Source organism: Oceanobacillus limi (assembly GCF_900111445.1).
In the GTDB taxonomy this organism is placed as follows: Bacteria; Bacillota; Bacilli; order Bacillales; family Amphibacillaceae; genus Ornithinibacillus; species Ornithinibacillus limi.
Genome location: NZ_FOHE01000018.1, coordinates 37,012 through 51,267, shown reverse-complemented (window position 1 = coordinate 51,267; position 14,256 = coordinate 37,012). Strand labels below are relative to the sequence as shown.

The 14,256-nt window shown below is 39.4% G+C and carries 16 protein-coding genes; 3 read left to right on the top strand and 13 right to left on the bottom strand.

Annotated elements, in window-relative coordinates:
- Positions 1–298 precede the first annotated feature (298 nt).
- A complete protein-coding gene (locus BMX40_RS20960; RefSeq protein WP_425287866.1) occupies positions 299–379 on the bottom strand; it encodes a putative holin-like toxin in 81 nt (26 codons plus the stop codon).
- Between the two features lie 352 nt (positions 380–731).
- On the opposite strand from BMX40_RS20960, the gene BMX40_RS20385 reads away from it, so the two are divergent.
- Positions 732–899: a hypothetical protein gene (locus BMX40_RS20385; protein ID WP_170840822.1), complete on the top strand. Its 168-nt coding sequence runs from the start codon at positions 732–734 to the stop codon at positions 897–899.
- Positions 900–1,043: 144 nt separating this feature from the next.
- Here the strand turns inward: BMX40_RS20385 and BMX40_RS15890 are convergent, their stop codons facing one another.
- Complete coding sequence (locus BMX40_RS15890; protein WP_090871733.1) at positions 1,044–1,151, bottom strand: YjcZ family sporulation protein; 108 nt, start codon at positions 1,149–1,151, stop codon at positions 1,044–1,046.
- A gap of 231 nt (positions 1,152–1,382) precedes the next feature.
- Here BMX40_RS15890 and BMX40_RS20870 point away from each other — a divergent pair, with 231 nt between their 5' ends.
- The gene (locus BMX40_RS20870; protein WP_090871730.1) at positions 1,383–1,622 is read left to right on the top strand and encodes a Parvovirus coat protein VP1-like protein; all 240 of its coding nucleotides are present in this window, start codon (positions 1,383–1,385) and stop codon (positions 1,620–1,622) included.
- A 504-nt stretch (positions 1,623–2,126) separates the two neighbouring features.
- Here BMX40_RS20870 and BMX40_RS15880 read toward each other — a convergent pair.
- The 11 genes from BMX40_RS15880 to BMX40_RS15830 form a co-directional block, all read right to left on the bottom strand.
- Positions 2,127–3,869 (bottom strand): acyl-CoA dehydrogenase family protein, encoded by a 1,743-nt coding sequence (locus BMX40_RS15880; RefSeq protein ID WP_244513614.1) that lies wholly within the window; start codon positions 3,867–3,869, stop codon positions 2,127–2,129.
- Between the two features lie 178 nt (positions 3,870–4,047).
- On the bottom strand, positions 4,048–4,932 hold the full coding sequence (locus BMX40_RS15875; RefSeq protein WP_090871728.1) for a 3-hydroxyacyl-CoA dehydrogenase family protein: 885 nt from the start codon (positions 4,930–4,932) through the stop codon (positions 4,048–4,050).
- A gap of 93 nt (positions 4,933–5,025) precedes the next feature.
- On the bottom strand, positions 5,026–6,627 hold the full coding sequence (locus tag BMX40_RS15870; RefSeq protein WP_090871726.1) for a long-chain-fatty-acid--CoA ligase: 1,602 nt from the start codon (positions 6,625–6,627) through the stop codon (positions 5,026–5,028).
- 105 nt (positions 6,628–6,732) lie between these two features.
- Positions 6,733–7,707 (bottom strand): quinone oxidoreductase family protein, encoded by a 975-nt coding sequence (locus tag BMX40_RS15865; protein ID WP_090871724.1) that lies wholly within the window; start codon positions 7,705–7,707, stop codon positions 6,733–6,735.
- Positions 7,708–7,727: 20 nt separating this feature from the next.
- Positions 7,728–8,483 (bottom strand): 2-phosphosulfolactate phosphatase, encoded by a 756-nt coding sequence (locus BMX40_RS15860; RefSeq protein WP_244513612.1) that lies wholly within the window; start codon positions 8,481–8,483, stop codon positions 7,728–7,730.
- 6 nt (positions 8,484–8,489) lie between these two features.
- Entirely contained in the window at positions 8,490–9,557 is a 1,068-nt protein-coding gene (locus BMX40_RS15855; RefSeq protein WP_090871719.1) for a phosphotransferase family protein, read from the bottom strand.
- Positions 9,558–9,577: 20 nt separating this feature from the next.
- On the bottom strand, positions 9,578–9,961 hold the full coding sequence (locus BMX40_RS15850; protein ID WP_244513610.1) for an acyl-CoA thioesterase: 384 nt from the start codon (positions 9,959–9,961) through the stop codon (positions 9,578–9,580).
- A gap of 32 nt (positions 9,962–9,993) precedes the next feature.
- A complete protein-coding gene (locus BMX40_RS15845; protein WP_090871715.1) occupies positions 9,994–10,557 on the bottom strand; it encodes a TetR/AcrR family transcriptional regulator in 564 nt (187 codons plus the stop codon).
- Between the two features lie 58 nt (positions 10,558–10,615).
- Entirely contained in the window at positions 10,616–11,386 is a 771-nt protein-coding gene (locus BMX40_RS15840; protein WP_090871713.1) for an SDR family oxidoreductase, read from the bottom strand.
- 15 nt (positions 11,387–11,401) lie between these two features.
- Positions 11,402–12,622, bottom strand: a complete 1,221-nt coding sequence (locus BMX40_RS15835; protein WP_090871711.1) for an acyl-CoA dehydrogenase — start codon at positions 12,620–12,622, stop codon at positions 11,402–11,404.
- Between the two features lie 175 nt (positions 12,623–12,797).
- Positions 12,798–13,715, bottom strand: a complete 918-nt coding sequence (locus BMX40_RS15830; RefSeq protein WP_090871709.1) for a hypothetical protein — start codon at positions 13,713–13,715, stop codon at positions 12,798–12,800.
- 254 nt (positions 13,716–13,969) lie between these two features.
- On the opposite strand from BMX40_RS15830, the gene BMX40_RS15825 reads away from it, so the two are divergent.
- Positions 13,970–14,209 (top strand): hypothetical protein, encoded by a 240-nt coding sequence (locus BMX40_RS15825; protein WP_090871707.1) that lies wholly within the window; start codon positions 13,970–13,972, stop codon positions 14,207–14,209.
- The last annotated feature ends 47 nt before the right edge of the window (positions 14,210–14,256 follow it).

Here is a 14,256-nt window from a genome sequence, read left to right as displayed (position 1 = left end):
TTTTCATTCTGACCATCATTATTATATTATCTCTAAATGATTATTAAAGATCACGTAGACCAAGGACAGTGGACCAGGGGGACAGGAACCTCGTCCCACCACCTATATCAAGGAAAAACTAAACTCGCTGGGTTTCACATTTTTCCAAGATAAGGTATACTATAAATACAAAATCATATAATAAAAATGACCGTTTGGTGCTACGAACACCAAACAGTCATGTGCAATAGCCCTTCAGAGGGGCAGCTCACGTTAACAGGCGATATAACCACCCTAAACGCTTACCAGGCACGGGTGGTTATTTTTTTCGTTCTGACAGTATCGCAACAACTAACGTTGAAAATGAGATCATTAATACTAATGTCTCAAATACCGTCATCGCATCACCCCCTTTCCTAACATTGGTAAAAAGGGAGTGAGCCACCACCCAAGAAGCCTTATTGCACTTGTCTCTATCATACCAAATGAATGATAACCATAGTACGTCATACCGAAAATCAAGCCAAAATACCTAGAATTTTTTTGAGGGCTTATTGCCAGTTATATACGGGATAAAAAACATAAACGCACCCTATCCAAAATCTTTGTTAAAGACATTGGGACATTAAACCTGTCCCTGCGTCCCCGGGACAACAAACCTGTCCCCACGTCCCACCACCCCCCGTCCCACTGTGGCATCTTCCTTATTTTTGCATAGGATGGAATAGTAAAATATAGAAAGGAAGATTGTTATGTATTCAGCCTATCAGGTGCCTAGCTATCCTGTTGCTCCACATGGGCAACAACCTCAACCGATGCTTGTCCTTTTTCAGCCCGAACTTACTTCATTAAAAAGTACATTAACGAAAAAAGATGCCGAGTTTCTCAGTCTATGGTTTCATTTAAATCAAAAATGTTAATCAATACGGCCACGACAAGTCCCCTAAGAGAATTATCTTCTTAGGGGATTCTTTAGAGTGACCATCTGACAATAGAGTAAACAAGTAGGCAGGCACTACAAGGCGTAAAGTTGTAGTGCGCTTTTTCAAATATGGATTTGTTCCTTAATATCCACCATATCCTCCTACATAAGATGTCCCTACAATAATTAAAAGGATAAACAATACAACGATTAACGCAAAGCCTTCTCCGTATCCATAGCCTCCACTCATTGTTCAAACCTCCTTTTTCCCGTTATATTCCTAATCTATGAATCGTCTATTCCAAATGAAAGGGCAGGTATCGGAAATTTTGCTACATAAGTAATGGAAAAATACATAAATCCACGATCGTCCTATTCATTATGTCTATAGCAGCATGCTCTTGTGAACATAAATTATTATAACTGAACTAGAGAATCAAAAGACCTACGTCGATTTAAAAAGAGAAAGGAGGGATCGGCAATGCCATGTTTACCGGGTTATCGTTATTGCGGCCCTCGTTGTAGTGGCCCAGGTGCACCACTGAACCAGCTTGATGTTTTTTGTATACAACATGATGCCTGTTACCGTCAAGGGACACCTCGCAGAATATGTGACGATATATTTTTAAACCAACTTTATCCTTATACTATACGACGAGATAGGCTAGGTCGGGATGCTTCTATTATGTATCGGGCAATCTCGTATAAACAAGGGGGATAAAGACTATCTCACTTAATTGATATCCTCGTCGTCATGATCTACAACCACTCTTTTTTGTCCATTTTTTTTAAAGAAAAAGGTTTCATATAAAGAACCGCTCTCCTATTCGCTTGGATGGTTTCAAGCTACTCCTTGAACTTTGGTTTCCCATAAAATGTTCTTTCCATAGCTTTGCACTCCATTTGTATACGTGGTAAAAGTAAAATCAGCGGATACTCTTGGAGTTCCAAGCGGATGCTCTATATAGTTGCAACCTCTCCCTCTAATCATGGGTTGCAACATCCTTGGTACCTTCCAGCGATAATACGGAAATATTTCACCCATATCTTAACTGTAACAACTGTCGCAAACGAGTAGTCTGATATAAAAAACTTAAATATTTCATTTTTCCTGCTTCAAGCCATATTGATACCGTTGTATTTTTGATATGCCCAATGCCATCTGTTGCCGATACATTGTTCTATTGCTGTTTCGTACATAAGCTTTATCCCTTACTTAGTAAGTCTAAAAAACATATTCCCTTTTTTCATATACTTTTTCCGCTATGTTTCGATTTCGTTGTATTGAATTGGAAAATTGATGCGCGAGTAACATCTGATGAATTTGATCTTTCGTTTCTTTATCATTTTCCAATAGTTCCTGTTCCAGCTGTCTTACGATAAAGAACACTTGATTTAATGCCTCTTCAAGGGATGTTTCCATTAACATTGTCATGAAAGCTGAATCGTCCCCAGCAGCAATTCGTTTGTTTGTCCGCAATACTACCGACTCGGATGCATATAAATGAATGGCTAAATCGGAAAGCTTCATTAGAACTTCCTGTTGCGTATCCAATTGCTTCCCATACTTTCTTCGGGCAAATTCTACAAATACAAGATATATCGTTCGAATATCTGCTACAATCCCTTCCTTTGTAGACGAATCTTGTAGATTTATTCGTCGAAATGCATCTTGAACTGCTTGCTCATAAGGAAGCTCACCTTTCATCGATTTTTTTAAAAATTGACCTGTCAAAAGTAACCGATTTACTTCATTCGTTCCTTCAAAGATTCGATTAATTCGAGAATCTCGGTACATTTGCTCAATCCGATATTCACGAATAAACCCTGCACCACCATGTAATTGGACTCCTTCATCGACGGCATAATCAAGAGTCTCTGAACCGTAAACTTTACAAGCCGCACATTCTAATGCATATTCCGATAAGCCGGCTGCTACCTTTCGCTTATCCTCTTCTTGATCCAGTCCAGCTAATGCCGTTTCAAGCAAATAAGAAGTACGGAATTGTAACGATTCCGAAGTGAAAATCCGGGCCACGATTTTAGCTATTTTTTCCTTTGTTGCTCCAAATTCGCTAAGTGTTTGACCAAACTGTTTGCGTTCCAAAATATGTGCTATCGTATGCTTTAATGCATGTTTGGCCGCACCGGTACATGCAAAACCAAGGTTAAATCGACCAAGGTTCAACACCGTAAAGGCAATAATATGTCCCCTCCCCACTTCTCCGAGAAAATTTTCAACAGGAACCTCACAATCTTCTAAAATAACAGAGCGTGTGGATGAACCTTTAATCCCCATCTTTTTCTCTTCCGGCCCTAATGTAAGGCCCGGGAAATCCTTTTCTACGATAAATGCTGTAAAATGTTCTCCATCAACTTTCGCATAAACGATGAACGTATCGGAAAACTGGGCATTGGTAATATAAATTTTCGTACCATTTAATAGATAATGTGTTTTGGCTTCGTTTAAAACAGCTGTTGTTTTGCCTGACATCGCATCAGACCCGGCATCAGGCTCTGTTAAACAATACGCACCAATATATTCTCCACTTGCTAATTTGGGAAGGTACTTCTTCTTTTGTTTTTCTGTCCCGTAGTACGTAATCGGAAGCGTAGCAATACACGTATGATTCGAATGGGCAACACTATAACCTCCTGCACCACCAAGTGCCTCTCCTACAATTCCTTTACTGATTTTATCCAAACCAAGTCCACCAAATTCTTCGGGAATACTATGAGCAAGTAAACCCAAGTCACCAGCTTTTTTTAATAAATCTACGACAACATCAAATTTCTGAGCTTCAATTTCGTCATGATGAGGCTCTACCTCTTTGGCAATAAATTGATTTGCTGTCTTCTGAATCATTTGGTGTTCTTCTGTTAAATCCTCTGGAAAAAACGCTTGATTTTGATGTGTTTCACCTACTAAATAAGATCCTCCAACAATCCCTGCTTCGAGTTTATGCAAACAAACCCCTCCTATAAAGAAATCTTTAATCCGAGGGAGTTTTCCTTCCCCCACGGATTGTTAATGAATAAATCGAACATTTACGAGTTACCCGCCCCCCACCTAAACTTCTTCGCTTCCTTAGACTTCGAAAGTGTGGGCTTACTGCCTGTTACATGCTGGATAACGATATCTGTCTTTACTTGATTGCTTTTTCTATCGTATAGTCGTACCAGCCTTTACCGGTTTTACGTCCAAGATGACCAGCCTTCACTTTTTCTTCTACAACTTTAGCAGGTTTGTCATTTGGGTCACCTGTTTCCTGGTATAACTGCATATTGGCATAATAGCCAACATCGATTCCCGAAAGATCTGCAATCTCAAAGGGCCCTAGTGGATGACTTAACGCTTTTTTGGCAATCGTATCAATCGCTTTAAAATCCGCATAGCCATTTTCATATAAGTACATCGCTTCTTTGGAAAGCGCAAATAGGAGACGGTTCGCAATAAATCCATAGATTTCTTTTTCTAAAAGAACTCCTGTCCGTCCAATTTGCTCACAAAAATCCATCGCAGTTTGGGCTGTTTCCTTCGATGTTTTGTCACTCATCACTACTTCCACACAATCCATTACAAGTGGTGGAAAGAAGAAGTGCATGTTTAAAACGTTTTCTGGTCTTTTCGTAACATCTGCAATTTTGGAATTAACAATGGTTGAACTATTTGTTGCTAAAATAGCATGCTTTGGTACGATTTGATCAAGTTTAGCAAACACTTCTCGTTTTACATCTAGTTTTTCCACAACTGCTTCAATGACAAGGTCTGCATCCTCTGCTGCCATCTCGATACTTGTTGTCATATAGAGATTCGAAAAAGCATTAACCTTTTCCTTCTCCGTAATTTTTTCCTTTCGTACCCACCGAGTCATATGAACCTCTAATTGCTCTTTCGCCTTTTCTAACGACCTATCATCAATATCCTGGAGATAGGTTTCAAAACCTCCTAATGCACATAGCATGGCAATTTGGTGACCCATGGAACCGGCACCAATTACGGCTACTTTTTGAATTTTATTTATTTCCATTTGATATCCTCCTATCTTAACTAACTGGTTAGTATGTTTAACGGTATGCATTGTTAGGAACCGAATTGCCCCTAACAATGCTTAGACTAGTTATTACATGCTTTCTTCGCGAATCGCTCTCCGCAAAATTTTTCCGACGTTGGTTTTAGGTAGTTCATCTCTAAATTCAACCACACGTGGTACTTTATATGCCGCCATATTTTCTCGGCAATAAGCAATAAGTTCCTCTTGTGTACAGGATGCGCCTTCTTTTAAAACCACAACTGCTTTCACCGTTTCCCCGCGATATGCATCGGGAATACCAACGACCACAGCTTCCATCACAGCAGGGTGCTCGTAAATTACCTCTTCCACATCCCGTGGATATATATTAAAGCCCCCAGCAATGATGAGATCTTTTTTCCTGTCAATAATGTACACGTAACCGTCTTCATCAACACGAGCAATATCACCGGTATAAAGCCAACCATCACGAAGCGCATTCTCTGTTTCCTGCGGCATATTCCAATACCCTTTCATTACTTGCGGCCCTTTAATGATTACTTCACCTAACTCACCAACCGGAACCTCCTCCGTTCCTTCTGCCAAATCAACAATCTTGTATTCCGTAGATGGAATGCCAATCCCAATACTTCCCGGTTTTCTAGTTGAAAAGGAAGGATTACAATGCGTTACTGGTGAGCTTTCAGAAAGCCCATACCCTTCTAAAATTTTAGCACCTGTCTTTTTTTCAAAGGAACGAAGTAATTCACCAGGCATTGGTGCACTTCCACTATTACAGAGTCGAATGCTATCAATTCCGTATTGTTCTGCTTTTGGATGATTGGTGATTCCTACATACATGGTAGGAACTCCTGGGAAAGAGGTAGGTTGTAAGTTCTTAATTGTTTGTAGTACTTCCTCTAAATCAAATCGTGGAAGCATAATACTCATGGAGCCAGAATAAATGGAAAGATTCATACAGGATGTCATACCAAATACATGAAATAGAGGAATAACGGTGAGATACCGATCTTTCCCCGGTTCGATGACATCTTTAAAATATTCGTAAACCTGAACAACATTGGCAATTACATTACGATGGGTGAGCATTGCTCCTTTTGAACGGCCTGTTGTACCACCAGTATATTGCAATACGGCTACATCTTCTTGTGGGTCAATAGCAACAGGTTCTGGAAGTTTGGTTGCACTTTTTAGAAATTGGGTAAAACCTACAACAAGACCATCATCTGTGTCACGACCTTCTAAGTTCACTTTAATGATTCGTTTAACCGAGGTATGATCAAGGATTTGATTTAACACTGGTAGTAAAGGTTCATAAATAACAATGGTCTCTGCACCGGAATCCGTCAATATATGTTCTAGTTCTTTGCCAACAAGCATCGGGTTTACTTGGGTAACTGTACCGCCGGCAAGTAATGTACCATAATAACTAATCACATATTGTGGACAATTCGGAAGCATAATTGCCACACGATCACCCTTAACGAACTGATCCTCCTGTAGCACCGAAGCAAATGCACCAGTTTGGGCACCAAGTTCTTGATAACTAAACTCTTTTCCATAAAAATGAATTGCCTTATGGTCAGCATAATTCGCTATCGTACGCTGCAACATATCTGGTACCGAAATATTTGGTATTTCAATTTCCTTTGCTATGTGCTCTGGATACGCTTTTAACCAAACCTTTTCCATTCTAATTCCTCCTTTATTGATAACGCTTACATTAAGTTGAATAGCATATAGAAAACTTCTATCCTGTTCGAAGGGGGACGGCCCCCTTCGTCAACCAAGGTATTATTATACCGTCAACACGATTTTTCCTTTCGTTTTTCTTCCCTGCATTAAGGAATGCACATGCGCTGCTTCTGCCAGTGGAAACGTCCCACCAACCGTAACTTCTAGCTTTCCACTACTAACATAGCTTAATAGATCATGTAAACTCTGTTGAAATAACTTCGGCTTTTTCATAATTTGTGGTAAAAAGAAGCCAATCACTGACTGATTTCTTTTCATTAACGCGGATGGGTGAAAGGTAGTCTGCTCCCCACTAGCTGCACCATAAATTACTAAACGCCCAAAGGCGGCTAGACATTTTGTCGTTTGATGAAATACATCCCCTCCAACCATTTCGAGTGCAACATCGACCCCTTTTCCATCGGTAAGGTCACGGATCTGTTCTACCCAATTATCTTCTGTATAATTTACAAGATGATCTGCTCCCATTTCCTTAGCAAAGGTTAGCTTTTCTTCTGTACTTGCTGTAGCAATAACGGTTCCTGCACCAAATATTTTCGCTAATTGTACAGCTAATGAACCAACACCACCTGCTGCGGCGTGTACAAGGACAGTCTCTCCTTCTTCCAGGCGTCCCATCGTTTTTAAAATATGATAAGCACTCAACCCCTGAAGTGGCAATGCGACCGCTTTTTCAAAGGATACATCGTGAGGAATTGGAATTAAACTCCTCGCAGGAACCTGCACATACTCTGCATACCCACCAGACTCTAGTAACGTGACAACTCCAGAACCTTTTTCTACGCCTCGGACATTTTCACCTACTTCAGCTACGACACCAGCAACTTCAGTACCTGGAATAAATGGTAGTTTTGTAGGTACGACATATTTTCCTTCCCGCCGTGCCGTATCAGCATAATTTACCCCTATTGCTTTTACCTCTAGTAACACTTCATTTTCTCTCGGCACCGGTTGTTCCATTTCGATTACCTCTAGTACTTCAGGTCCGCCGTATTCTGTAAATTGTACTGCTTTCATTACTAACTCCTCCTCTAACCTTATTTTTTCATTTTTTGATGGTTATCTACTTTCTCTGCTACAACGATGCCATGACTATATTGTGGTACTGCAGATACAACATTTCTCTGACTAACGAATTCCAACTCTTCCGTTAGTCCAACGTTTTCTAACATTTTCCCAACGTGAGACTGCCTTAAAATAGGTAAAGCCTGATTCCCAATATTGGCATAAAAAAGCTGTGCTGCACGTGCACTATCGGTTAGATTGACAATATCATCACCGCTATTCCTTACTAAGTAATCAATGAAATAGCCTGCGCCATAAAAATCCTCCAGACAAAATCTGTTTCGAGACCCGGAACATACAATTACGATCGTTTCATTCTTATATTCTTTTCGCAGCGCTTGAGCAACAGATGCCCCATTTAGCAAGGAAGCTATATAGACCTTCCTTGCAGAGGCTGATTTACGAATAGCCATGGTTCCATTTGTAGTAGATAAAATCACTGTTTTCCCATGTACATGATGTTTTAAAAAAAGTGGATACGGATCCAAAAAACCATCAATCGTCTTGCCATTGTATTCTCCTACTAAGCAAACTTCTTCTGGAGAATAATTCATTGCTTCTGATCTCGCTTCTGCTTCATCCAATACCGGAATAACTTTCTTTGCCCCGTGGAAAAAGCAAGCTGCAATCGTCGAAGTTGCTAATAATACATCAAATACAACCGCAACCTTTTCTTCATTCATTTTGTCTCCTATTTCTTCCTTTTTCCAAAGAAGATGAACGTTCACAATATGTCACCCATCCTTTGCCGTAGTTAACGCATAATCAATCAAGTTTTGTACGAATTGATCAAAATGAGCAAATCGTGGATCACTCGTCTGTCCTCTTTTATATCGATAAAAAATTTGCTGACAAATCACTGCTAGTTTAAAATAGGCGAAAGTCATATAAAAGTGGATATTCGTTACATCTCGCCCACTTTTTCTAGCATAATCTTCGATGAATTCTTCACGAGTAAAGAACCCATCCCTTACCGTTACCGGTGGTTTACCTAAACCTCGTTTTAATATTTCTGGATCATCAGCTTGAATCCAATAACTCATCGCTGCTCCAAGATCTGCAAGTGGATCACCGATTGTTGTCATCTCCCAATCAAATAATCCCGTCATCTCGGTAAATTCGGAATCAAACATGGCATTATTTAACTTATAGTCATAATGAATGATTGTCGGTTCAGGAGATACCGGTATATTTTTTTCCAACCATTTAGTCAACCGATTAACATTCGGTATGTCATCTGTTCTTGCGCGTTCATAGCGTTTGATCCACCCTATAACCTGTCGTTCCATAAATCCATCTGGCTTAGAAATATTCACTAATTCCGTTTGCTTGTAATCTACATGATGTAATTCTACTAATTTATCTACCATAACCTTGGAGACTTGTTGACCCAAAGAAGGCTTATACGTAATGCCCTCGGGGAAATCCGTATCGAGAACAATCCCTTTTCTTCGTTCCATGATAAAAAAGGGGCTACCAACAATATCCTGGTTCTCTGAAAAAATATATGGTCGTGGTGCTACTGAATAGTGCGGATGTAAGCTAGACAAAATCGTATATTCTCTTCCCATATCATGGGCTTTTGGAGCAACCGGACCTAGTGGTGGCCGCCGTAACACTGCTTCCCAAGAACCAATGCGTAACAAATAGGTTAAATTAGAATGCCCTGCCCCAAATTGTTCAATCTCCAAATTTCCTTCTGGTACATTAGGAATATGTGCTTGGATGAAGTGAGCCAATGTCTCACGATTTAATTCTTCTCCTTTACGAACTTGAATCGTATCATTAAATGATGCACCCATCGAAATTCCTCCCTACATACTCAACAATAGGCTTGTAGTTTTGTTTTAAATGATTCAGGTACTTCAACGGATTGCTGGCGAAGCGTATCAAAATACACCAATGTTGCTTCTCCCCTCGCAATTAGATCCCCTGATTCTTTTTCATACATTTCACTTAGTAACGTCAAACTTTTCGTGCCTATGCGTGAAACGGAGGTGTCTATGTTTAAGGTTTGCCCGAAATAACCTTGCTGGATATAATCACATTTGGTTGATGCAAGTAGAAAAGCAAAATGTTTACTTTCAATATCAATTCCCAAGTTTTGCAAAAAGTTAATTCGCGTTTCTTCCATATAAATAAAATAACTCGCATTATTGATATGGCCTAATGCATCTGTTTCTCCAACACGTACACGAATTTCCACCTTCACACCTCCTCAACACAATATTAACTAGGCTATTTATCAATACCTGACAAGATCATCTGGGCAAAAATTTCTACTAATTCATCAGTGGATACTTCTCCATCTGGGTTAAACCAGTTATAGCTCCAATTGGTTACTCCTAATATGCCAAATGCAATAATATCTGGCCGAAGATCCTCCCGAAACTCTCCATTCTCGACACCATCTCGTACGACCTTTTCAATGTTTAAACGAAATTGCTCTCGTTGTGTTTTTATCTCATCAATATGATTTGCAGCTAAATGACGCATCTCTCGAAAAAACACACGTCCGCTCGCTCCTTTATCCTTGATATCTGCAATCAGCAAGTGGATTATTTTTGTCAGCTTTTCCCTTTGCTTAATGTAGTGGTTATCTAAAATTCGTTGCTGTCTCGCTAATAGATTGGTAATATAGTCAAGATGAATATCCATTAATAATTGCTCTTTACTAGCAAAGTAATAATAAAATGTACCTTTCGTAACCTCTAACGCATCAGCAATATCCTGGATAGACGTTTGATTGAATCCCTTTTTCTCAAAAAGCACAATGCTTTGCTCTGTAATTTTATCCTTCATATGAAATCCCCACTCTGTGTTTTTTAGTAACTTTTCACAACGTCTATCAAATTCACCTCTAAAAAGCGTGTGCACCACCGTCAACCGTAAGGATATCCCCACTCACATAATCAGAAGCTTTGGACGCTAGAAATAATGCAGCACCCTTTAGGTCAGATTCACTACCTAGGCGATTTAATGGTGTTCCTTCTAAGATCGCGTCTTTTCCGTGATCAATCAACACTTTAGACATTTTCGTTGGAAAGAATCCCGGTGCAATGGCGTTAACATTAATATTATACTGCCCCCATTTAACTGCTAAATCTTTCGTAAAGGTCATAATTGCACCCTTGCTCGTGTTATAGCCAATCGTCTGCATAAATGGAGGGGTACCTCCAAATCCAGCAATGGAAGCAATATTTATAATTTTGCCTTGCTCCTGTTTGATCATGATTTTGCCCACCTCTTGACTCATTAAAAAAGTCCCGGTTACATTGACATCGATAACTTTTTGCCATGCTTCAACTGGCATATCTTCGACTGGTGCTCCCCATGTTGCTCCACTATTATTTACTAAAATATCAATCGACCCAAAACGTTCAACACTTTCCTCAACCAATTGTTTGACATCTTCCGGATTCGTCACGTCACATTTAATAGCTAAAGCATCTACGCCTAACTGTTTGATTTCCTCACTCATCGCTTTACACGCTTCAAGCTTTCGCGAACAAACCACTACATTTGCACCGGCTTCGGCAAAACCTTTGGCAATTTGTGCTCCCAATCCTCGACCACCACCAGTTACGATTGCTGTCTTTCCATCTAGTTTAAATAAATCCAAAATATGCATGTGATTTACTCCCCTTTATAATGTAATTGTTTCATATTTTCGTAGTTCCAAATTTGCGATTTGCCTACGATGAACCTCATCCGGTCCGTCAGCTAACCGTAGGGTTCGAGCATTTACCCATTGGGCTGCAAGTGTAAAATCATCGCTAACCCCAGCAGCACCGAAGGCTTGAATCGCTCGATCGATAACACGTAACGCCATACTTGGTGCAACGACCTTAATCATAGCAATTTCCGTTTTTGCCTCTTTATTACCGACTGTATCCATCATATAAGCTGCTTTTAAGGTTAATAGCCGTGCTTGCTCAATATCTATCCGGGACTCTGCAATCCATTCTTGAATAACACCTTGACGGGCTAAACTTTTTCCAAAAGCTTCCCTATTTTGTACACGCTTACATAATTCTTCAAGTGCTCGTTCTGCTGCACCAATCAGCCGCATACAATGGTGAATTCGTCCAGGACCGAGTCGACCTTGAGCAATCGCAAAGCCTTTTCCCTCTCCCCAAATCATATTGGATGCTGGAACTCGAACATGATCGTAGCTAATTTCTGCGTGTCCATGTGGTGCATGGTCATAACCAAAGACAGAAAGCATTCGTTCCACTTTTACTCCTGGTGTATCAAGTGGGACAAGAATCATCGATTGCTGTTCATGTTTGGCAGCATTGGGATCTGTTTTTCCCATAACTATTGCAATTTTACAGCGAGGATCTCCTGCACCAGATGACCACCATTTGCGCCCATTAATAACATAATCATCACCGTCACGAATAATACTAGCTTCTATATTCGTTGCATCACTAGAGGCTACATCCGGTTCTGTCATAGAAAAGCAGGAACGAATTTCCCCTCGAAGCAATGGTTCTAGCCATTGTCTTTTTTGATAGTCGGTTCCATAGCGGTCTATAACCTCCATATTTCCTGTATCTGGTGCATTACAGTTAAATACTTCGGGCCCAATCATCGAGCGTCCCATTATTTCACACAGCGGTGCATATTCAAGATTAGAAAGACCAGCACCATTATTACTGTCTGGTAAAAATAAATTCCATAACCCTTGAGATTTCGCTTTTTGCTTTAATTCTTCCATTATAGGTGGAACACTGGACCAGCGACTCTCTTGTAAATTTAGCTGTTGTTCATACACTTTTTCGTTTGGATAAACATATGATTCCATAAAGTTTTCTAGCTCTTGTTGCAATTTCAGTACTTTATCAGAATATGAAAAATCCATCCACTCACCTCAAATTAACACACTGACCGTACAGTATGTTCAGAATATTATAGTTATTATAAACAATAAGAAAAATAAAAGCAACCTTTTCGAACCAAAAAGGTGCCAGTTCCCCATAATACTAGCAATCTAGTAAAGTAAGACTGACACCTTCATCTTTTTTCATTTTCTCAATCTAGTTATGATTAAAAACAACCCTTTCAAATTCATCCCCATTACTGTAGACCACACGAATCACCAACTGCATTTCTTCGGATGCTTCTATCTCATTCAAATGAAATAAACGAGTCATCGGGTCGGATTCGTGTTCATCGGTTACAACCATTTCCTCTTCCTCAACCAATGTTTCATCTTCGTACTTAAGAAGATATGCCTCATCAACTTCTACAGATGATTCATTTACCTTATGCTGAAATAGCGTTATATTAACCATATCCTCATATAAGTCAATATCGGTTTGAATCGATCCATACTGTCTTGATCCGAAGTGTCCTAGATCTTCGGTGTGAATATCGCTACTTTTGAGACTTTCATCGCTTGATACAGAAACGAAGTATTGAATGGTATGTTGATTCCTTCTTTCTTCATATTCTCGTTTGCTCATTTCTTCTAGGGAGTTCGTATTGGAATTTAGAATGGTATTATTCCACATTGGCTCCAATTCTATATCGAAAGGAACTTGTGCTCGAAACACTCCTTGTTCTAATTCTTCTGCTGGAACCGATATAAATTCCTCATCTTCATCTTCACCCAGGCTGTAATTAAAGATAACCTCCCCATCACGAGGCATTTCCTTGACCTGCCAATTAAAAGCGGCTTCCGATTGCCCACCTGTCATCTTTTCTTCATCCACTTCCATCTCAATCTTACTAATCCAGCTTTGTTCTTCTCTCATATCATTTATTTCACTTTGGATACGATTAGTTTGATCATTTACATTTCGTAAAATATCTTCTTGTACGTGTCCCAACGTCTGAACTTGATTCTCTAACTCATCTAATTTCGTTAACAATCCAAAATTCGTCAACAAACTAATCACCAAAGCCACGACAACAAATATTCGAAAAAACTTTATGTACTTGTTCTGATCCATACTTCTCCCCCATTTTCGTCACTACGTTTACTTTTCTAAAAATATCTCTATTACCGCTTTATTTGACCAACAAAGAAAAAGGACTTCCTCAATCATATTAACATAACAATAATGGGTTATGATTAGAAATTTCTAAATAAATGCATAACAAATCGACCGCGGTACCATTTCCTTTTTCAATAAATCTAATTCATTTCTGTAAGTATAATTGTTGATGGAAAGCAAAAATTAAATAAAAAATGAGGTGATGTTACTTGAATCATGATCAAGATTACGATAGAGATTTTGACCGCGAAGATCATTTAAGCACAGATAATTTAAGACATATCTTACAAAGCTCACATGATATGGAAGTAAAGCTGATGAGAAAATATTTAATTGCTTCAGACCGAATCCATGGTAATCCAGAGTTGAAAGAGCGACTTCAGAATTTTGCAGAGGGAAACGCTAAACGGACTGATCAATTATTGGAGGAACTGAAGAATTTACAATAACGGATCAAACTAGGCTCCAAAAAGACCGATTCCATTTACGGAATCGG